The organism is Enterobacter cloacae complex sp. IR5402 (assembly GCF_049238125.1).
In the GTDB taxonomy this organism is placed as follows: domain Bacteria; phylum Pseudomonadota; class Gammaproteobacteria; order Enterobacterales; family Enterobacteriaceae; genus Enterobacter; species Enterobacter hormaechei_C.
Genome location: NZ_JBMKHO010000002.1, coordinates 266,726 through 285,178, shown reverse-complemented (window position 1 = coordinate 285,178; position 18,453 = coordinate 266,726). Strand labels below are relative to the sequence as shown.

The following is an 18,453-nucleotide window of genomic DNA, read 5'->3' as shown; positions in this document are numbered from 1 at the left end:
CAAAGCTCCTTATTGACGACGCGCCAGCACTTCCGCGTGGTGACGTTTTTCACCGATCATCACAACAACCAGCAGCAGTACCGCCAGCACGCTGCCGCCGATCATCACCATAAAGCCGCCGTCCCAGCCGAAGAAGTCAACGGTATAGCCCACGATGGCGCTCGCCGCGACCGAACCGCCGAGGTAGCCGAACAGGCCGGTAAAGCCCGCCGCCGTGCCTGCCGCTTTCTTCGGCGCCAGCTCCAGCGCGTGCAGGCCGATCAGCATAACCGGACCATAAATCAGGAAGCCGATGACGATCATACAGGCCATATCCACACCCGGATTACCCGGCGGGTTAAGCCAGTAAACGACCGTCGCGATGGTCACCAGCGTCATAAAGAACACGCCCGTTGCCCCACGGTTGCCCTTAAACACTTTGTCCGACATCCAGCCGCAGATCAGCGTGCCGGGAATGCCCGCGTATTCATACAGGAAATAGGCCCAGGAAGATTTATCCAGCGCGAAATGCTTCACCTCTTTCAGGTAAGTCGGGGACCAGTCGAGGATGCCGTAACGCAGCAGGTACACAAACACGTTCGCCACCGCGATGTACCACAGCAGCTTGTTCGGCAGCACGTACTTCATGAAGATTTGCTTCGCGGTCAGCTCTTCTTCGTGCTTCTCGCTGTAATCATCCGGATAGTCATTTTTGTACTCTTCAATCGGCGGCAGGCCGCAGGACTGTGGGGTGTCGCGCATCAGAGCGAAGGCGATAATCGCCACCAGAATGGCGCCAAAGGCGGGCATATAGAGCGCCGCGTGCCAGTCGTTGAACCAGGCCATCCCCAGCAGGAACAGCAGCGGCGGAAGCCCGCCCCCGACGTTATGCGCACAGTTCCAGACCGATACAATTCCACCACGCTCTTTCTGTGACCACCAGTGAACCATGGTGCGTCCGCATGGCGGCCATCCCATCCCCTGGAACCAGCCGCAGAGGAACAGCAGCACGAACATGATGGCAATGCTTGAGGTCGCCCACGGCACAAAGCCCATGAACAGCATCACCGCTGCCGCGAGGATCAGACCGGCGGGCAGGAACACGCGCGGATTCGAACGATCCGACACCGACCCCATAATGAACTTTGAAAAACCGTACGCGATGGAGATCCCCGACAGCGCAAATCCCAGATCGCCGCGAGAGAAGCCCTGCTCCACCAGGTACGGCATGGCGAGCGCAAAGTTTTTACGTACCAGATAGTACGCCGCATACCCGAAGAAGATCCCGAGGAAGATTTGCCAACGCAGACGGCGGTAGAGAGGATCAATCTCTGCCTCTGGCAGTCGCGCCCGATGTGGCGCAGGTTTAAAGATACTGAGCATAACAGCCTCCGTGGCCTTTCAAAAAATGACCGGGCATCTCGCGCCCGGCTACAGAGGCGGCGATGTTAAGAAATCACGGTGAATGTTACTGTGAATCAACGCACAGATTGTTACAGAAATATGACAGAATGCGCAAAAAAGCGCATGAAATCACGTTTCACTTTCGAATTTCGCGCGTTTATGTTCGAAATCAAACAAACCACACGATCAATGTGGCTAAATGCAAAAAAACGAACATAGAGGAAAGGCAATGACAATTCACGATCCACGCTTCAGCGATGTGATTATCATTGGCGGTGGCGCGACGGGTGCCGGCATCGCACGCGACTGCGCCCTGCGGGGATTGAGCGTCACGCTTCTGGAACGCCACGATATCGCCACCGGCGCGACGGGACGTAACCACGGTCTGTTGCACAGCGGCGCCCGCTATGCGGTCACTGACGCTGAGTCAGCGCGCGAGTGTATCGCTGAAAACCAGATCCTCAGGCGCATCGCCCGCCACTGCGTTGAACCGACCAACGGTCTTTTTATCACCCTTCCAGAAGACGACCTCGGCTTTCAGCAAACCTTTATCACCGCCTGCACGGCGGCAGGCATTCAGGCCGAGGCGATCGATCCTGCGCAGGCGCGCCGTCTTGAACCCTCGGTAAACCCGGCGTTACTGGGCGCGGTAAAAGTACCGGACGGAACCGTTGATCCTTTCCGCCTGACCGCCGCCAATATGCTCGACGCGCGGGAACATGGCGCCCAGATCCTGACCGGGCATCACGTCACCGGGCTTATTCGCGAAGGGAATACCGTGCGCGGAGTGCGCGTGTTTGATGCGCAGTACAACGAACACCGCGAGCTGTATGCCGCCGTCGTGGTCAACGCGGCGGGGATCTGGGGCCAGCGCATCGCGGAATACGCGGACCTGTCGGTGCGCATGTTCCCGGCGAAAGGCTCGCTGCTGATCCTCGACCACCGCATCAATAACCATGTCATCAACCGCTGCCGTAAACCGTCTGACGCCGATATCCTCGTGCCGGGGGACACCATTTCGTTAATCGGCACGACCTCAATGCATGTGGACTACAGCGAAATTGATTACAACCGCGTCACCGCTGAAGAGGTGGATATCCTGCTGCGCGAAGGGGAAAAGCTGGCCCCGGTGATGGCGCAGACGCGTATTCTGCGTGCCTACGCGGGCGTGCGTCCCCTCGTCGCCAGCGATAACGATCCGAGCGGGCGTAACGTCAGCCGCGGCATCGTACTGCTCGATCACGCCGAACGTGACGGCATGGACGGATTTATCACCATTACCGGCGGCAAGCTGATGACCTACCGGCTGATGGCCCAGTGGGCCACCGATGCCGTCTGCCGTAAGCTCGGCAACACCGCGCCGTGCGTGACGGCGGAACAGGCCCTGCCCGGCTCGCAGCAATCGACAGAAAAAACGCTGCACAAAATCATTTCACTCCCTGCCCCGCTTCGCGGTTCGGCTATTTACCGCCACGGCGACCGCACCCCGATCTGGCTCGGTGAAGGGCGACTCAGCCGCAGCCTGGTGTGCGAATGCGAAGCCGTCACCGCAGGCGAGGTGCAGTATGCCGTGGAAAACCTGACGGTGAACAACCTGCTCGATTTACGCCGCCGCACGCGCGTCGGGATGGGCACCTGTCAGGGGGAGCTGTGCGCCTGCCGTGCCGCCGGGCTGCTGCAACGTTTTCACGCCACCACGTCAACCCGGTCGCTTGCCCAACTCAGCGATTTTTTAAACGAGCGCTGGAAAGGCATTCAGCCCGTCGCCTGGGGCGATGCCCTGCGCGAAAGCGAGTTTACCCGCTGGGTCTATCAGGGGCTTTGCGGTCTGGAGAAGGAGCACAACCATGAAATTTGATACCGTGATTGTGGGTGGGGGGCTGGCGGGCCTGCTGTGCGGCCTCAAACTGACGCAGCGGGGTCTGCGCTGCGCCATTGTCACTCGCGGTCAGAGTGCCCTGCACTTCTCTTCCGGCTCGCTGGATTTACTGGGCGCGCTAACGTTCGCCGATCTGCCGCCTGAACATCCCTACCGCCTGACGGGCGCAGAGAATATGGCCCGCTTTGCCTGCGAAACCGAACACCTGCTCACCACCTGCGGCGCACGCATGCAGGGTGACGCCGAGCAAAATCATCAGCGCGTCACGCCGCTCGGCACCCTGCGCGCCGCCTGGCTTAGCCCGGAAGAGGTGCCTGTCGCCCCCATCGCTGCCGAGCGCGTGCGGGTGGTGGGGATCAGCGGTTTCCTTGATTTCCAGCCACATCTGGCCGCCGCGTCTCTCAGACAGCAGGGTGTTCAGGTGGATACAGCGGAGATTGATCTCCCCGAGCTCGACGTGCTGCGCGAAAACCCCAGCGAGTTTCGTGCGGTGAACATTGCCCGCCTGCTGGATAATGAAAGTTACTGGCCGCAGCTGTACGCGGCGCTTCAACCGCTCGGCGAGACCTGCGACGCCCTGTTTATGCCCGCCTGTTTTGGCTTAACGGACAACCGGCTCTGGCGCTGGCTCTCGGCGCGCCTGCCCTGTACGCTCGGTTTACTGCCGACGCTCCCCCCTTCCGTGCCCGGCATTCGTCTGCATACCCAGCTTCAGCGTCAGTTTGTCGCCCAGGGTGGCGTCTGGATGGCAGGCGACGAAGTGAAAAAAATCACCCTGGTTGAGGGCGCGGTAAGCGATATCTGGACCCGCAACCACGGCGACATCCCGCTTCGCGCACGCTATACGGTGCTGGCAAGCGGCAGTTTCTTCAGTAACGGTCTGCTGAGCAGCCGGGATGGCGTGCGTGAGGCGATCCTCGGTCTGGACGTCCGGCAAAGCGCTTCCCGCGCGGACTGGTATCAAAGCGATTTCTTCACCCCGCAGCCCTGGCAGCAGTTCGGCGTGATCGTCGACAGCCAACTGCGCCCGCGGCTGGGCGGGGAACCGGTTGAAAATCTTTACGCCATCGGCTCGGTTCTGGGCGGGTACGATCCCGTGGCGCAGGGCTGCGGTGGCGGCGTCTGCGCCGTCACTGCGCTGCATGTCGCGGAGCAGATTATCCAGCGCAGGGAGGGAGCACAATGAACGACACCCCATTTGAAAGCTGTATCAAATGCACGGTCTGCACCACGGTTTGCCCGGTCAGCGGCGTCGATCCGCGCTATCCCGGCCCGAAACAGGCCGGTCCCGACGGGGAGCGTCTGCGCCTGAAGGATGGCGCGCTCTACGACGAGGCGCTGAAATACTGCATCAACTGCAAACGCTGCGAAGTTGCCTGCCCGTCGGACGTGAAAATAGGCGATATCATCCAGCGCGCCCGCGCCCGCTACAGTACGCAAAAACCGACGCTGCGTGACGCGATACTGAGCCACACCGATCTAATGGGCAGCCTCTCGACGCCTTTCGCGCCGGTCGTCAATGCCGCCACCGCCCTGAAGCCGGTGCGCAGGCTGCTGGATGCGACGCTCAAAATCGACCATCACCGCAGTCTGCCGAAATATTCTCACGGCACCTTCCGCCGCTGGTATAAATCCGTGGCGGCAGAACAGGCGCAGTTCGCTGAGCAGGTCGCCTTCTTCCACGGCTGCTACGTGAACTACAACCATCCGCAGCTGGGAAAAGACCTGCTGAAAGTGCTGAACGCCATGGGGACGGGCGTTCAGCTGCTGAGCAAAGAAAAGTGCTGCGGCGTTCCGCTGATTGCCAACGGTTTCATCGACAAAGCGCGCAAGCAGGCGAGCAGCAACGTCACCTCTTTACGTGAGGCGATCGTCGACAAAGGGATACCGGTACTGGCGACGTCGTCAACCTGTACCTTCACGCTGCGCGATGAATATCCGCATCTGCTGGATGTGGATAACACCGGCCTGCGCGAGCACATTGAGCTGGCGACCCGTTTTCTCTGGCGCAAACTGGACAGCGGGCAGACGTTACCGCTGGGCAAATTGCCGCTGAAGGTGGTATATCACACGCCATGTCATATGGAGAAGATGGGCTGGTCGATCTATACGCTTGAGCTGCTGCGGCTGATCCCGGGGCTGGAGCTGACGGTGCTGGACTCACGCTGCTGCGGCATCGCTGGCACCTACGGATTCAAGCGTGAAAACTACCCAACGTCACAGGCCATTGGCGCGCCGCTGTTCCGGCAGATTGAAGAGAGCGGCGCAGATATCGTGGTGACGGACTGTGAAACCTGCAAGTGGCAGATCGAGATGTCCACCAGCAAACGCTGTGAACATCCCATTACCTTGCTGGCAAAAGCGCTGGCGTAACCGTTGCCGGGGACACTGCCCCGGCACACTCTCACTCTACGAACAGCGATTCCACGACGTTGATCCAGCCGTGCTCACTGGCGACCTCTTTCCCGTTCAGCCAGCGGCGCAGCATGTTCAGCGCCATCATCGCGCACACCTCCTGACGTACGGCCAGGCTGTGGCGGGTAATGCTCATCCTGACGCGCAGGGCGTGCGTTCCTTCCGGCGTTGCCAGGGCAAAGTTGAGGTGCTCCTCATCCAGCCCGCCCACAAACAGCGCCAGTCCGGCGAAATGCTTCACTCTGCGCTCGGATGCCCAGCGCGCCGTCTGCGCCAGCGTCTCCTGCTGGAACGGCACCACTTCACTGGCCAGCAGCGGCGCACCCGCCCGGGTAAGCTGAAGCGCCAGAAGCCCACCGGTAAACTGCTCGCTTAACGTCACGCTCAGCTGGCGGGACTGCAAATGCGCTGCGATCTGCGCCGGCAGCCCTTTCGTGCCTTCGAAAATCAGGCTTTCCCCGGCGACGCGCCGCACTTCCGGCCACAGTGCCAGCATAGCGGCTTTCTCTGACGCCGGTCCGGTCAGCTTCAGTTCAATAATCGGCATGGAGGAGCGATAGCCCATCGACACGCCGGGAGGCAGTTGCAGGTGATCGAGGCTCTGAGCGAGATCGCTTTCCGAGCGACCAAAGGTGGTCAGACGCAGGCACAGCGGCGGTTCAGGCAGCGTAAAGCGCGCGCGCAGGCGCGGCAGGATCTGCTGCTCGACCATCACTTTAAATTCCGACGGCACGCCCGGAGTGAAGAACATCAGGCAGCGGTTCAACTGAACGGCAAACCCGCAGGCGGTGCCGACCGGGTTATCAATCAGTTCCGCGCTGGCGGGAATTTCAGCCTGCTTGCGGTTGCTGGGGGCCATCACGCGGCCACGCTCGGAGAAAAAGCGCTCCATCTGCGCCAGCCACGCCTCGTGCAGGACCAGGCCTTCGCCTTTGGCCGTGGCGGCGGCCAGCGCGCTGAGATCGTCGCTGGTAGGTCCCAGCCCGCCGTTCACAATCAGCACGTCGCAGCGTTCGCTGCGCTCGCGCAGAACGTTGACCAGCGACTCAAGGTTGTCACCTACGGTGTTGCGGCGCGTTAACGGTAATCCTTGCTCAAAGAAGAGATCGGCGAGCCAGGCGGCATTGGTATCAATGATTTGCCCATGAAGCACTTCGTCGCCAGTGGATAACATTTCCACGTTTATCATTGTGTTCTCCCATTTCAATGGTCAAAACACTATAGCGCAATCAAAGACCGGGGGAAGAGAGAAACTGGCGCGACTGAACGCCGCGCCGAGAGGATTAGAAACCGGCGCTAACGCCAACGTACGGGCCGTCTGCCAGGGCGTTGTCGCGGTTGCCGTCTTTACCGGCCAGGTTCAGATAGCGATAACCCGCTTCGATGGTGATTGGACGCATGATGGTCCAGCGCGCGCCGGCGTTAGCTTCCTGATAGCTGTCGATGCCGCTGGAGAGGGAATCAGGAGAGTAGTAGTACTCACCGAACAGGCCAAAGCTGTCGCCAATTTTCCACTGCAAGCCGCCGCCCACTGCCGCCGCGTAGCCTTCGTCGCCGTCGTTCGGGTTGGTGTAAATGCCTTTACCCCCGACGGTCGCCAGGAAGGGACCCAACGGCACGTTGAAGCCGAGGCCCAGGCTTGCCGCATCGCCGTCGTCGTCGTTATGCGTCCAGCCGCCGGTCATTGCCAGGCCTGCGCTGTCCGTGCCAAGACCGAAGCCCAGATGGGTATAATCTTGTCCCGCCGAGCCGTTGAAGGAAATTGCGTTTGCCGCTGCTGAAACAAACATCAGGCCGCTTAAGCCCATTAATGCCACTTTTTTCATTGTCGTGATCCCGCACAATTTATTCAGAGATGTCCAAAAACCGCGAGATTTTAACCTGCCTGCCTGTGTGATCAATGGACTCCACGTGCGGCAGGCAATTAGTTTGTAACGATTTGATAATATCGGCATTTATATCAGCATCAGAAAGCGCATTTTCACGCTCAGCCCACCCAGATTTTCACTGGGCATCAGCTGAAGATGGCTGCGGTGCAGGCGGGCAATATCGTTAGCCAGCGCCAGGCCAATGCCGGACCCGGCGGCATCACCCACGTTTTCCAGACGATGAAACGGCAGCATGGCCTGGGAGATCTGGTCTTCAGCAATACCCGGTCCGCTGTCCTCCACGCTCAGCTCAACGGCATCGTTAGCCGTGCGCAGGTACACCGTCACGATGCCCTGCTCCGGCGTGTATTTGATCGCGTTCTCCAGCAGGTTGGCGCAGAGTTCACCCAGCAGCACGTCATCACCCTCAATCATTACCGGCTGCTGTACGCCGTCATAACCGAGATCGATACCCTTGCTGCGCGCCTGCGCCAGCCGGGAAAAGCAGCAGTTTTGCACCACCTGCACCAGATCGACAGGGGCAAACTGTCGCTCCCCCTGCTCTTTTCGCTTCACCGCTGAAAGCTGCAACAGCCTTTCTGTCAGCACGATGGTGTTATCCAGCGTGACGTTCATCGCCCGTAAGCTCTCCTGCCACAGGGCCGGATCGTTACGCGTCAGGGCAACCGATACCTGGGTTTTCAGCACCGCCAGCGGCGTTTTGAGCTGGTGTGAGGCGTCAGCATTAAAGCGCGCCTGTCGCGAAAGCACGCCGCGTAACCTGTCGATATAGCGGTTAAATGCCACAATCAGCAGCCGCGTTTCCGACCAGGGCAGCAGCTCCGGCAGCGGAGCCAGCAGCCCGGGCTCACGGCGCACCATCAGCGAAGAGAGCTGCCGCATCGGGCGCAGCACGCGACGCAGCAGCCACGCGGTCAGGACCAGCGTCAGCAGCACCAGCAGCCCCTGCGACACGAGCGAGGAAAACAGCAGCTGAGTGGCCAGATAGCGCCGCGACTGCAACGTTTCGGCGACGTAGATTTCCGCCATGCCGAACACACTGTCCTCGTTAACCGGCTGGAGCAGCTTCGCCACGCGGATCGCCTGCCCGCGATACTCAGTATGATAAAACCACGCCAGCGCCGGATAGTGGGAGGTGCGCGACGTGGAGGGGGGCATATTCGGCAGATCGTCATAGCCGGAGATCGTCCGCCCGTCAGGGTCCACGACCTTGTAGTAGAGGCGATCGTTCATGTTCAGCTCGAAGCTGTCGAGCACGACCCACGGCACGTTCACCTGGAGCTTGCCGTTGTGCACCACCAGCCGCTCTGACACCGTGCGCGCCGAGGATAACAGCGTGCGGTCATAGGCCTGCGTCGCCGCCTGTAGCGCGCTAACGTAGCTGTTAAAGGCTGACAGCCCCCATAACAGCAGCAGCGGCAAACCCAGAAAAAGCAAAAGTTGCAGGTAAAGCGACTGCGGCTTAACCCACTTCATCGCCGCACTCCAGCACGTAGCCCAGCCCCCGGAGGGTGGTGATCCGCACGCCGCTGCCGGTCAGCTTCTTACGCAGGCGGTGAATATAGAGATCGATGCTCTCGGGGCTGACGTCGTCGTTCAGGCTGAACACCTGGTCGAAAAGCTGTTGCCGGGAGACGGGACGGGTCCGACGGTGCATCAGCACCTTCAGCAAAGAGAGTTCGCGCGGCGTGAGGGAAAGGGGTTCATCGCGCAGCAGAAAAAAGCCTTCATCATCGTACTCCAGCTCTCCCAGCCGCTGGCGCTCCTGGGTTCGCCCTTCACTGCGGCGCAGCAGCGCACGCAGGCGGGCATCAAGCTCCTCCAGCTCGAACGGTTTCGGCAGGTAGTCATCCGCCCCGGCATTCAGCCCCTTAACCCTGTCTGCCACGTTGCTGCGGGCGGTAAGAAACAGCACGGGCAACGTCTGCCCGCGCTTTCTCAGCCGATGCACCACCTCCAGCCCGTCGAAACCGGGCATGCCGATATCAAGGATCGCGACGGCATAGTTTTCTCCCTGCAAAAGATGATCGGCCGCCCGTCCATCGTTGACGCAATCCACGGCAAATCCGTTTTGTACCAGCGCTTTTTCCAGCCAGTGAGCCAGCTCACGATTATCTTCCGCCAGTAAGAGACGCATATCACATCCTGTAAAGTTGGTGTCGCAGTGAAAGGGAAATGAAAGGTTATTGTTTTAACAATCACGCAACGGAACCGCTACAAGGTGGTTCACATAATCAGAAAAAAGACACCCGTACCCGTACTCCCGGTTCTCCGGCGTGAGGATAAACGATGAAAAAACAATTACTTTCTACCCTTGCTGCAAGCGTATTGCTGTTGAGTGCCTCTGTCGTCCAGGCGCAGGACGCGCCATCCCGTACCGAATGTATCGCCCCGGCCAAACCCGGCGGCGGCTTCGACCTGACCTGTAAGCTGATTCAGGTCAGCCTGCTGGAGACGAAGGCCATTGAGAAACCGATGCGCGTTACCTACATGCCCGGCGGCGTGGGCGCGGTAGCCTATAACGCCATCGTCGCCCAGCGCCCTGCCGAAGCGGGCACCGTGGTGGCGTTCTCCGGCGGTTCGCTGCTGAACCTGTCACAGGGGAAATTTGGTCGTTATGACGTGAATGACGTGCGCTGGCTCGCCACCGTAGGCACCGATTACGGCATGATCGCCGTGCGCGCGGACTCTCCGTGGAAATCCCTGAAAGATCTGCTGACCGCCATGGAAAAAGATCCGAACAGCGTGGTCATTGGCGCGGGCGCCTCTATTGGCAGCCAGGACTGGATGAAAGCCGCGCTGCTGGCGCAGCAGGCCAAAGTGGATCCGCACAAGATGCGTTACGTGGCCTTTGAAGGCGGCGGCGAGCCGGTGACGGCGCTGATGGGCAATCACGTCCAGGCGGTATCGGGCGATCTCAGCGAAATGGTGCCCTACCTGAGCGGGGATAAGATCCGTGTGCTGGCGGTCTTCTCAGAAAACCGTCTGCCGGGCCAGCTGGCAGACGTCCCAACCGCCAAAGAGCAGGGTTATAACCTGGTCTGGCCGATCATCCGCGGCTTCTTCGTCGGGCCAAAAGTGACCGACGCCGAATACCAGTGGTGGGTGGATACCTTCGCAAAACTTCAGCAAACCGAGGAGTTCAAAAAACAGCGCGATCTGCGCGGGCTGTTTGAGTTCAACCTGAACGGCAAGCAGCTGGACGAGTATGTCAAAAAACAGGTGAATGACTACCGCGTACAGGCGAAAGCCTTTGGTCTGGCGAAATAACCGGAGGCGCTATGAGCGATCGCATTTTTGCCGGGATATGGCTGCTGCTCTGCATTGGCGGCATGTTCGTCGCCTGGCAGATCCACAGCGAATACAGCTATGAACCCGTGGGGCCACGCCCCTTTCCCGTCGGCATTGTCGGCCTGATGCTGCTCTGCTCGGTAGCGCTGCTGCTGCGCCATCCGGATACCGTGGAGTGGCCGCCACGCCGAACGCTGCAACGTCTGCTGGTAATGGTGATTGTCCTGCTGATGTACGCGTGGGGCTTTGAATGGCTCGGCTTCCCGATTGCCACCGCCCTGCTGACGATGGTGATTGGCATACTATTTAACGCCTCGCTGCCTGCGGCGGGGATCTCCGGGGTCGTACTGGGCATTTTACTCTGGTACGCCTTCGACCGCCTGCTGGACGTGACCCTGCCGCTTGGCGCATGGTTTAACTAACGGAGCACGCTATGGATACCTGGATCTATCTCTCTCAGGGGTTCGCGGTAGCGATGACCCCGGAAAACCTGGTGATCGCCCTGATCGGCTGTTTCGTCGGGACCATCGTCGGCCTGCTGCCGGGCCTTGGACCTATCAACGGCGTGGCGATTTTACTGCCGCTGGCCTTTGCGCTGCACCTGCCTGCGGAATCGGCGCTGATCCTGCTGGCGACGGTTTATATCGGCTGCGAATACGGGGGGCGTATTTCCTCGATTCTGCTTAACGTGCCCGGCGATGCCGCCGCCATTATGACCGCGCTGGATGGCTATCCAATGGCGCAGCAGGGACGCGGCGGCGTGGCGCTCTCTATTTCCGCCGTCAGCTCGTTCTTTGGCTCCCTGATCGCCATTGGCGGCATCATCCTCTTCGCCCCGGCGCTGGCCCAGTGGTCGCTGGCGTTTGGTCCGGCCGAGTATTTTGCCCTGATGGTGTTCGCCATCGCCTGTCTCGGCAGCATGATGGCGCAGAATCCGCTGAAGTCGTTTTTGTCTGCGTTGATTGGCCTCAGTCTGGCCACCGTCGGCGTGGATGCCAACACCGGGGTTTATCGTTTTACCTTCGACAGCGTTCATCTCTCCGACGGCGTGCAGTTTATCGTCGTGGTGATTGGTCTGTTCTCTGTCTCAGAAATCTTACTGATGCTGGAACATACCAGCAGCGGGCAGACGCTGGTGCGTAAAACCGGACGTATGCTCTTTAATGCCAAAGAGGGGGCGCAGTGTGTGGGTGCCACCCTGCGTTCGTCGGTGATCGGTTTCTTCGTCGGCATTCTGCCCGGCGCGGGGGCTACTATCGCCAGCGCCATCACCTACATGACCGAGAAAAAGCTGAGCGGTAACAGCGACAGCTTCGGCAAAGGCGATATCCGCGGCGTGGCGGCGCCGGAGGCGGCGAATAACGCCTCGGCCTGCGGCTCGTTTATCCCGATGCTGACCCTCGGCGTGCCGGGCTCCGGCACCACGGCGGTAATGATGGGCGCGCTGACGCTCTATAACATCACCCCGGGTCCGGCGATGTTTACCGAGCAGCCCGATATCGTCTGGGGTTTAATTGCCGCCCTGCTGATCGCCAACGTGATGTTGCTGGTAATGAACATCCCGCTGATCGGCCTGTTCACCCGCATGCTGACCATTCCCCTGTGGTTCCTGGTCCCGGCCATCGCCGCCGTCTCTGCGGTTGGGGTGTACGCGGTGCACAGCACCACCTTCGACCTGGTGTTGATGGTGCTGCTCGGCGTGCTGGGCTACATTCTGCGCAAGATGCACTTCCCGATGTCGCCGCTGATTTTAGGGTTTGTGCTGGGGGAAATGCTGGAGCAGAACCTGCGCCGCGCCCTCTCCATCAGCAACGGCAACATGGGGATCCTGTGGGAGAGCAGCGTAACGAAGATCCTGCTGGCAATGGCGATTATGGTGATTGTCGTGCCGCCGGTGCTGCGCTGGATCCGCCGACGCCAGCACAAACCGCAGCCGGATATCGGCTGATTAGCCCCTCAACAGGGCATTGACCCACTGCTTTAACGCCTGGCGGGAGATTTTAATCCCGCCATTTTTCAGTTCTGACGGCAGCGTCAGCCAGTGTACCGGCTGCTCAAAGCGCGCCAGCCTGCCCTGAACCCACTCCGGCAGCAGCGTGATATCCGTGCCCGGCTCGCATTCCACTACCGCCACCGGACGTTGCCCGTACTCAGCATCATCCAGCGGAACGACAAACGCCTGGCTTACCTGCGGATGCGTGGCGATAACGCGCTCCAGCGCTTCCGGCTGGATCCCTTCTCCGCCGCTGAAAAAGAGATTGTCCATTCGGCCCAGAATGGTCAGGCGTCCGTCATGCCACTCGCCGCGATCGCGGGTGGCGAACCAGCCCTGCGCATTGACCAGCGGCAATAATGCGCCGTCTCGCCAGTAGCCCGCCGCCATGCTTTCCGCCCGGATCCAGACTTCACCGTTTACCACCTGAACGTCTCTGCCCGGCAGCGCGCTGCCCACGTCCGGCGCGCCGTCGGCCTCTTTGGCGCAGACGGTGGAGGCGAACTCGGTCAGACCGTAGCCGCAGAATGTACGGATCCTCTGCTCGCGCGCCTGTTCGGTCAGCGCAACGGGGATTTCCGCCCCGCCGAGCAGCACGGCTTTCAGCGCGACGGGATGGTGTGAATTAAGCAGCCGCCACAGCTGCGTTGGCACCAGCGAGGCGTGGGTACAGCCCTGTAGCGCCTGCTCAAGCGGCTGTTTTTCGCGTACGGTGAGACGGCCTCCGCCCTGTAACCAGCGCCACAAAATCCCCTGACCGGAGACGTGAAACAGCGGCAGAGAGAGCAGCCAGTCGTCGCTATCGCCGTAAGGCATCAGCGCCAGCACCCCTTTTGCGCTGGCAAGGTGGGCGGCACAGGTGTGCACCGCCGCTTTTGGCAAACCGGTGGAGCCGGAGGTGAGCGTCATTGAGGCCAGTCGTTCTGCCCGCCACGTCACGCCCCCCTGCCCCTCGCCCTCTCTTAATGCCAGCGCGGGCAGACCGTCATACTCACCGTTAAGCACCAGCGCAAAACGCAGGGTCATCTGCGGCAGGAGGACGTCCAGCAGCGGACGGGGAAGCTGAGGGTTCACCGGCAAAATGCGGGCGCCGCACTGAAGCAGCGCCAGCCAGGCCAGCAGGGTCTGCGGGTGGTTGTGGGCGAGCAGCATGACGCCGTCACCGTCAGCAACGCCCTGAGACTGAAAACCGGCTGCCAGACGATCGATACGCTTGCCCAGCTGAGTCCAACTGAGCGTTACATCGTCTAAACGCAGCGCGGGTTTATCGGCACGCCGGGTGCGCCAGTGCCGCCACGGCCAGTCGGTAAAACTCATCGCAATGGCTCCAGCGCCCCGACGTCGAGGCACGGCAAGGTGCTGCCAGGCCACTGGCGAATCAGCTGGGCCTGCATCAGGTTTAGCGTATCGAGACCGGGAACGGTGTCCGGCGTTAACCATGCAGCGATGCGCGCCAGCTGCGTCAGGCCGAGGCTGGATTCGATGGATGAACTGATCACCGCCGTCAGCCCTGCGGCATGGGCCGCCGCAACCTGCTCGCGCACCTTGTCGAGGCTGCCGGTCAGCGTTGGCTTAATCACCACGGCCCTGACGCCCGGCTCGGCGGCAAACGCGAAATCGGCTTCGCGCAGGCTCTCATCCCAGGCGATGGCGATGCCGGTTTCCCGGGCGAAGGCGCGAGAGTCGTCGCGCGTTTTGCACGGCTCTTCGAGAAACGCGATGCGGCTGCGGTACGCCGGGTTGACGTACTTCGCAAACTGCTGCGCCCTGAGCGGTGTCCAGGCGCGGTTGGCGTCCAGGCGCAGGTGCAGATCGGGAATGGCTTCCAGTAACAGATTAACCACCATCCCGTCGCGCACCGCTTCGTACAGGCCGACCTTTATTTTCGCCACCTTCTCGCCAGGCATCGCGGAAAGGAGCGCGAAAAGTTCATCCGGATCGCCAGTACAGAGCGGCGCGGCGCGATAGTTCGCCGCCTCCGGCAAACTGCCGTCCAGCTCTGCCAGCGCGCAGCTGATGCCGAACGCGACGGAAGGAACGTCCGGCAGCGCCGGATCTTCTCCCTCGCGCCAGGCGTGCGTCCAGGCCATCAGCGCGGCCTGCGCCTCGTCGAGCGTTTCCAGGCTAAAGCCCGGAAGTGGGGCTATCTCGCCCCACCCTTCCCGCTCGCCCTCCCGGAGGTGCACGAAAAAGCCGTCACGGGTTTTTAACCGCCGTTCACGCAGCACCACGCCCGCGTCCATCGGTATCTGCCAGCGGTAAACCTGCACGCGACGCATTACGGGTTCCGTTTGTATTTGCTGAAGTCTGGCTGGCGTTTTTCGTTGAACGCGTTGCGCCCTTCCTGACCCTCTTCGGTCATATAGAACAGCATGGTGGCGTTACCTGCCAGCTCCTGAAGGCCCGCCTGACCGTCACAGTCGGCGTTGAGGGCCGCTTTCAGGCAGCGCAGCGCCATTGGGCTGTTTTGCAGCATTTCGCGACACCAGCGCACGGTCTCTTTTTCCAGATCGGCGATCGGCACCACGGTGTTAACCAGCCCCATATCCAGCGCTTCCTGCGCATTGTACTGACGGCACAGGAACCAGATTTCGCGGGCTTTTTTCTGGCCGACAATGCGCGCCATATAGGACGCGCCCCAGCCGCCGTCGAAAGAGCCGACTTTCGGGCCAGTCTGACCGAAAATGGCATTTTCCGCCGCGATCGTCAGGTCACACATCATGTGCAGCACGTGACCGCCGCCGATGGAATACCCTGCCACCATCGCGACCACCGGTTTTGGACAGGTGCGGATCTGGCGCTGGAAATCCAGCACGTTCAGGTGGTGCGTGCCCGCATCATCCTGGTATCCGCCGTAGTCACCGCGGACTTTCTGATCGCCGCCGGAGCAGAAGGCTTTCTCCCCTTCCCCGGTGAGGATGATGACGCCGACAGTGTCGTCATAGCGGGCATCCGCCAGCGCCTGGATCATCTCTTTTACGGTCAACGGACGAAACGCGTTGCGCACCTGTGGACGGTTGATGGTGATTTTGGCGATACCATCGGCGGATTTGTGGTAACGAATGTCGGTGTAGCCTTCGGAGCAGTCCTGCCATTCAACCGGCGCGTAAAGCATGTGTTCATCAGGATAGATCATAGCGTGTCCTTTGTTCGATAACGCAGTATCTGAGCCAGACTCGCGGCAACAGCTTCCGGGTTGTCCCGGTGGGCGTTGTGTCCGGCGTGAGGGATAGCATGACGCGTGGCGTTAAGTTCAGTGGCGATAGCTGCAAACTTCCCGTCACGTTCGCCATAGAGATAGTCAAAAGAAAAATCACGCGCGATGAGCGCGGGACGTAAATCAGGCTGAACGGCAAGCGAGGTGGCCTCCAGCATCTCTGCCAGCCTCGGGCCGTTGTTCCGGCTGCGCAGCGCGATCAGCGCCCTGCGCTGATCATCCGTAAGTGAGGCAAAGACCGGCTGTTGATACCAGTCGGCAAAGACGGCCTCCAGCGGCTCACTGCGAAACCGTGACGCCCAGCGGCGGTCAGAGATCAGCCGGGCCTGGCGCGCATCGGCGTCTTGCAGGCCCGGGTGTCCACCTTCCACAATCACCCCGTCTAACCCCGCAGGATGCTGGCAGGCATGGAACATCGCAATGCGGCCGCCGAGGGAGTACCCCACGAGCCAGTATCTTAGTATGTTGTAACTAACAAGGGTATGCGAGAGCAATTCACTTACCTCTGCAAACCCCGTCACGCCCGTATCCGCTGAACCACCGTGCCCGGGCAGGTCAATGTAGAGCCGGGGGTAGTCATGCAGCGACGCCCCGACAGCCTGCCACTCGCGACAGTCGCCGGAAAAACCGTGCAGGAAAACCAGCCAGGGGTAGCCTGGATTTCCTGGCTGGGAGACGCCTGCGAGGATCACAGGTGACTCACCTGCGCAAGCAGATGTTGCAGCTTCTGCGCGCCGTCAGCATCGTTTACCACCAGCTCAATGAGCGTCGCGCCAGGCTGCCGCCAGGCGGTGTTCAGCGCCGTCTCCAGCGCGTCCCAATTTTCCGGGCGATGGTACTTCAGGCTGAACATGGCGGCGGCGTGTTCGAACTGCACGTTTTGCGGCATCAGATAGAAGCGCTCACGCTCGCTTTGCGGCGTCGGCAGCAACGAGAAAATCTGCCCGCCGTTATTGTTCACAATAATCAGCACGAACGGGGCCGACGCCTGACGCAGGAGCGCCAGCGCGTTGAGATCGTAGAGGGCTGAGAGATCCCCCACAATCGCCAGCGTGGATTTCGCGCTGGCCCTCTGTACGCCAGCGGCGGTGGAGATCAGGCCGTCAATGCCGCTCGCGCCCCGGTTGCTGTACACCGGATAACCCGCCGGCAGCTGCGAAAAGGCGTCAATCAGGCGCACCACCAGGCTGTTACCGACAAAAAGTTGTCCCTGCTCGGGAAGATATTTGCGGATACGGTGCGCCAGCCCGGCTTCACTGAACGCCTCGCACTGCGCTTTGGTGAGTTCCCACGCCTGACGTGACAGCGCCGGGATCTCCACCGCCCAGGGTTTGCGTTTTTCCGCCGGATGCAATTCCAGCCAGCTGTTAATATCGCTCACCAGGCGGCGGCCACGATGGTGCGCCGGGTCAAGGCGTCCTTCGAGCGGGTCCACCAGCCAGTACTCTTCAGGCGTACAGGTGGCCTGCCACTGGAGCAGACGCTTCCCCGTCAGGCTCGATCCCAGCTGGACGACAATCTGCGCCTGCGCCAGCTCGGTGACCGCTTTCGCGTTCCCCAGCCAGAGGTCGGCGCAGGGCAGCGGCTGGCCCGTCTGGGAAAGCACGTCACCAATCAGCGGCCAGCCAAGCGTTTGTGCCCACTCCGCCGCAAGCTTACCTTCCGCCGCACTCATCCGCCCGGCTATCACCACGCCGCGCTTCTGACGCCAGAAGAACCAGTCGCGCTGTTTAGCGCTTTCCAGATGCGTCTGCTCGCGCAGCCAGGGTTTTTCGCTCTCCCACCAGTCTCCCAGCTGCTGTTGCCAGACGAGGCCAGTATCGTTCATTTCACCGTACAGCGGCTCGGCAAACGGGCAGTTAATGTGTAGCCCGCCGCTGCGCAGTGCGTTCATGGCGTGGTCGAGGGTTGAGACCAGCCAGCTGGCGGGAATGTCCTGGGTGGGGCGCGGCAACGAGACCGTCTGTGAAGGATGCGAGGCAAAAATGCCAGGCTGACGAATCGCCTGGTTAGCGCCGCAGTCGATAAGTTCCGGGGGACGGTCGGCGGTGAGTAAAATCAGCTTTTCGCCGGTTAATCCCGCTTCTATCAGCGCCGGATAGAGGTTCGCCACCGCCGTGCCGGAGGTGACGATCACCGCCACGGGCGCTTTACTGACTTTCGCAAGCCCGAGCGCCAGATGGCCCAGACCACGCTCATCAAAATGGGTGTGGTGAATAAAAGCCCGGTTTTCCGCGGCAGCAAGGGTGAGCGGCGTGGAGCGAGAGCCCGGGGCAATACACACATGCCTGACACCATGACGGGTCAGGGCTTCAAGGATCACCGCCGCCCAGCGTCGGTTAAAAGAACTTACTGACATGAGATTGTCCAGTATCAAGAATGCGAC

Annotated in this window: 16 protein-coding genes; 6 read left to right on the top strand and 10 right to left on the bottom strand. The window is 60.9% G+C overall.

Going from position 1 to position 18,453, the window contains the following annotated elements; genetic code table 11:
- Nucleotides 1-9 precede the first annotated feature (9 nt).
- Nucleotides 10-1,362: a glycerol-3-phosphate transporter gene (glpT, locus tag ACOTXL_RS04640; RefSeq protein ID WP_003859423.1), complete on the bottom strand. Its 1,353-nt coding sequence runs from the start codon at nucleotides 1,360-1,362 to the stop codon at nucleotides 10-12.
- 250 nt (nucleotides 1,363-1,612) lie between these two features.
- Here glpT and glpA point away from each other — a divergent pair, with 250 nt between their 5' ends.
- From glpA to glpC, 3 genes are read left to right on the top strand one after another with little or no spacing between them, the layout of a single operon-like run.
- The gene (gene glpA / locus ACOTXL_RS04635; RefSeq protein WP_045343024.1) at nucleotides 1,613-3,241 is read left to right on the top strand and encodes an anaerobic glycerol-3-phosphate dehydrogenase subunit A; all 1,629 of its coding nucleotides are present in this window, start codon (nucleotides 1,613-1,615) and stop codon (nucleotides 3,239-3,241) included.
- Nucleotides 3,231-4,448 carry a glycerol-3-phosphate dehydrogenase subunit GlpB gene (gene glpB, locus ACOTXL_RS04630; protein WP_045343022.1) on the top strand — a complete coding sequence of 406 codons (1,218 nt, stop codon included), beginning with the start codon at nucleotides 3,231-3,233 and terminating at the stop codon, nucleotides 4,446-4,448. The genes glpA and glpB overlap by 11 nt, the downstream gene beginning before the upstream one ends.
- Nucleotides 4,445-5,635: an anaerobic glycerol-3-phosphate dehydrogenase subunit GlpC gene (gene glpC, locus ACOTXL_RS04625; protein ID WP_023324990.1), complete on the top strand. Its 1,191-nt coding sequence runs from the start codon at nucleotides 4,445-4,447 to the stop codon at nucleotides 5,633-5,635. The genes glpB and glpC overlap by 4 nt, the downstream gene beginning before the upstream one ends.
- Nucleotides 5,636-5,666: 31 nt before the next feature.
- On the opposite strand, the gene ACOTXL_RS04620 is transcribed toward glpC, so the two are convergent.
- The 4 genes from ACOTXL_RS04620 to tctD form a co-directional block, all read right to left on the bottom strand.
- A complete protein-coding gene (locus tag ACOTXL_RS04620) occupies nucleotides 5,667-6,866 on the bottom strand; it encodes a nicotinamide mononucleotide deamidase-related protein YfaY (RefSeq protein ID WP_045350230.1) in 1,200 nt (399 codons plus the stop codon).
- 94 nt (nucleotides 6,867-6,960) lie between these two features.
- Entirely contained in the window at nucleotides 6,961-7,503 is a 543-nt protein-coding gene (locus ACOTXL_RS04615) for a YfaZ family outer membrane protein (protein ID WP_003859436.1), read from the bottom strand.
- A gap of 129 nt (nucleotides 7,504-7,632) precedes the next feature.
- A complete protein-coding gene (locus ACOTXL_RS04610) occupies nucleotides 7,633-9,042 on the bottom strand; it encodes a sensor histidine kinase (protein ID WP_003859438.1) in 1,410 nt (469 codons plus the stop codon).
- Complete coding sequence (gene tctD / locus ACOTXL_RS04605; RefSeq protein ID WP_017693014.1) at nucleotides 9,029-9,703, bottom strand: transcriptional regulator TctD; 675 nt, start codon at nucleotides 9,701-9,703, stop codon at nucleotides 9,029-9,031. Before tctD ends, ACOTXL_RS04610 begins: the two co-directional genes overlap by 14 nt.
- A gap of 152 nt (nucleotides 9,704-9,855) precedes the next feature.
- Here tctD and ACOTXL_RS04600 point away from each other — a divergent pair, with 152 nt between their 5' ends.
- The 3 genes from ACOTXL_RS04600 to ACOTXL_RS04590 are packed head-to-tail and all read left to right on the top strand — an operon-like array spanning nucleotide 9,856 to nucleotide 12,805.
- Nucleotides 9,856-10,836, top strand: coding sequence for a Bug family tripartite tricarboxylate transporter substrate binding protein (locus ACOTXL_RS04600; protein WP_023314576.1), 981 nt, complete (start codon nucleotides 9,856-9,858; stop codon nucleotides 10,834-10,836).
- 11 nt (nucleotides 10,837-10,847) lie between these two features.
- The gene (locus tag ACOTXL_RS04595) at nucleotides 10,848-11,279 is read left to right on the top strand and encodes a tripartite tricarboxylate transporter TctB family protein (RefSeq protein ID WP_003859443.1); all 432 of its coding nucleotides are present in this window, start codon (nucleotides 10,848-10,850) and stop codon (nucleotides 11,277-11,279) included.
- A gap of 11 nt (nucleotides 11,280-11,290) precedes the next feature.
- Nucleotides 11,291-12,805 (top strand): tripartite tricarboxylate transporter permease, encoded by a 1,515-nt coding sequence (locus ACOTXL_RS04590; RefSeq protein ID WP_003859445.1) that lies wholly within the window; start codon nucleotides 11,291-11,293, stop codon nucleotides 12,803-12,805.
- Here ACOTXL_RS04590 and menE read toward each other — a convergent pair whose 3' ends face one another.
- From menE to menD, 5 genes are read right to left on the bottom strand one after another with little or no spacing between them, the layout of a single operon-like run.
- Complete coding sequence (gene menE / locus ACOTXL_RS04585) at nucleotides 12,806-14,167, bottom strand: o-succinylbenzoate--CoA ligase (protein ID WP_045345843.1); 1,362 nt, start codon at nucleotides 14,165-14,167, stop codon at nucleotides 12,806-12,808.
- Complete coding sequence (gene menC / locus ACOTXL_RS04580; protein ID WP_045350229.1) at nucleotides 14,164-15,129, bottom strand: o-succinylbenzoate synthase; 966 nt, start codon at nucleotides 15,127-15,129, stop codon at nucleotides 14,164-14,166. Before menC ends, menE begins: the two co-directional genes overlap by 4 nt.
- Nucleotides 15,129-15,986: a 1,4-dihydroxy-2-naphthoyl-CoA synthase gene (menB, locus tag ACOTXL_RS04575; RefSeq protein WP_023314580.1), complete on the bottom strand. Its 858-nt coding sequence runs from the start codon at nucleotides 15,984-15,986 to the stop codon at nucleotides 15,129-15,131. The genes menC and menB overlap by 1 nt, the downstream gene beginning before the upstream one ends.
- On the bottom strand, nucleotides 15,983-16,759 hold the full coding sequence (gene menH, locus ACOTXL_RS04570; RefSeq protein WP_045350228.1) for a 2-succinyl-6-hydroxy-2,4-cyclohexadiene-1-carboxylate synthase: 777 nt from the start codon (nucleotides 16,757-16,759) through the stop codon (nucleotides 15,983-15,985). Before menH ends, menB begins: the two co-directional genes overlap by 4 nt.
- Nucleotides 16,756-18,426 carry a 2-succinyl-5-enolpyruvyl-6-hydroxy-3-cyclohexene-1-carboxylic-acid synthase gene (gene menD / locus ACOTXL_RS04565; RefSeq protein WP_032609736.1) on the bottom strand — a complete coding sequence of 557 codons (1,671 nt, stop codon included), beginning with the start codon at nucleotides 18,424-18,426 and terminating at the stop codon, nucleotides 16,756-16,758. The genes menH and menD overlap by 4 nt, the downstream gene beginning before the upstream one ends.
- Between the last annotated feature and the right edge of the window lie 27 nt (nucleotides 18,427-18,453).

Bases quoted from the DNA above. Each gene is read 5' to 3' on its own strand.
- menB (WP_023314580.1), bottom strand. From the start codon at position 15,986: ATGATCTATCCTGATGAACACATGCTTTACGCGCCGGTTGAATGGCAG.
- ACOTXL_RS04620 (WP_045350230.1), bottom strand. From the start codon at position 6,866: ATGATAAACGTGGAAATGTTATCCACTGGCGACGAAGTGCTTCATGGG.
- ACOTXL_RS04610 (WP_003859438.1), bottom strand. From the start codon at position 9,042: ATGAAGTGGGTTAAGCCGCAGTCGCTTTACCTGCAACTTTTGCTTTTT.
- menD (WP_032609736.1), bottom strand. From the start codon at position 18,426: ATGTCAGTAAGTTCTTTTAACCGACGCTGGGCGGCGGTGATCCTTGAA.
- menC (WP_045350229.1), bottom strand. From the start codon at position 15,129: ATGCGTCGCGTGCAGGTTTACCGCTGGCAGATACCGATGGACGCGGGC.
- ACOTXL_RS04615 (WP_003859436.1), bottom strand. From the start codon at position 7,503: ATGAAAAAAGTGGCATTAATGGGCTTAAGCGGCCTGATGTTTGTTTCA.
- menE (WP_045345843.1), bottom strand. From the start codon at position 14,167: ATGAGTTTTACCGACTGGCCGTGGCGGCACTGGCGCACCCGGCGTGCC.
- ACOTXL_RS04590 (WP_003859445.1), top strand. From the start codon at position 11,291: ATGGATACCTGGATCTATCTCTCTCAGGGGTTCGCGGTAGCGATGACC.
- glpT (WP_003859423.1), bottom strand. From the start codon at position 1,362: ATGCTCAGTATCTTTAAACCTGCGCCACATCGGGCGCGACTGCCAGAG.
- glpB (WP_045343022.1), top strand. From the start codon at position 3,231: ATGAAATTTGATACCGTGATTGTGGGTGGGGGGCTGGCGGGCCTGCTG.
- tctD (WP_017693014.1), bottom strand. From the start codon at position 9,703: ATGCGTCTCTTACTGGCGGAAGATAATCGTGAGCTGGCTCACTGGCTG.
- glpC (WP_023324990.1), top strand. From the start codon at position 4,445: ATGAACGACACCCCATTTGAAAGCTGTATCAAATGCACGGTCTGCACC.
- glpA (WP_045343024.1), top strand. From the start codon at position 1,613: ATGACAATTCACGATCCACGCTTCAGCGATGTGATTATCATTGGCGGT.
- ACOTXL_RS04595 (WP_003859443.1), top strand. From the start codon at position 10,848: ATGAGCGATCGCATTTTTGCCGGGATATGGCTGCTGCTCTGCATTGGC.
- ACOTXL_RS04600 (WP_023314576.1), top strand. From the start codon at position 9,856: ATGAAAAAACAATTACTTTCTACCCTTGCTGCAAGCGTATTGCTGTTG.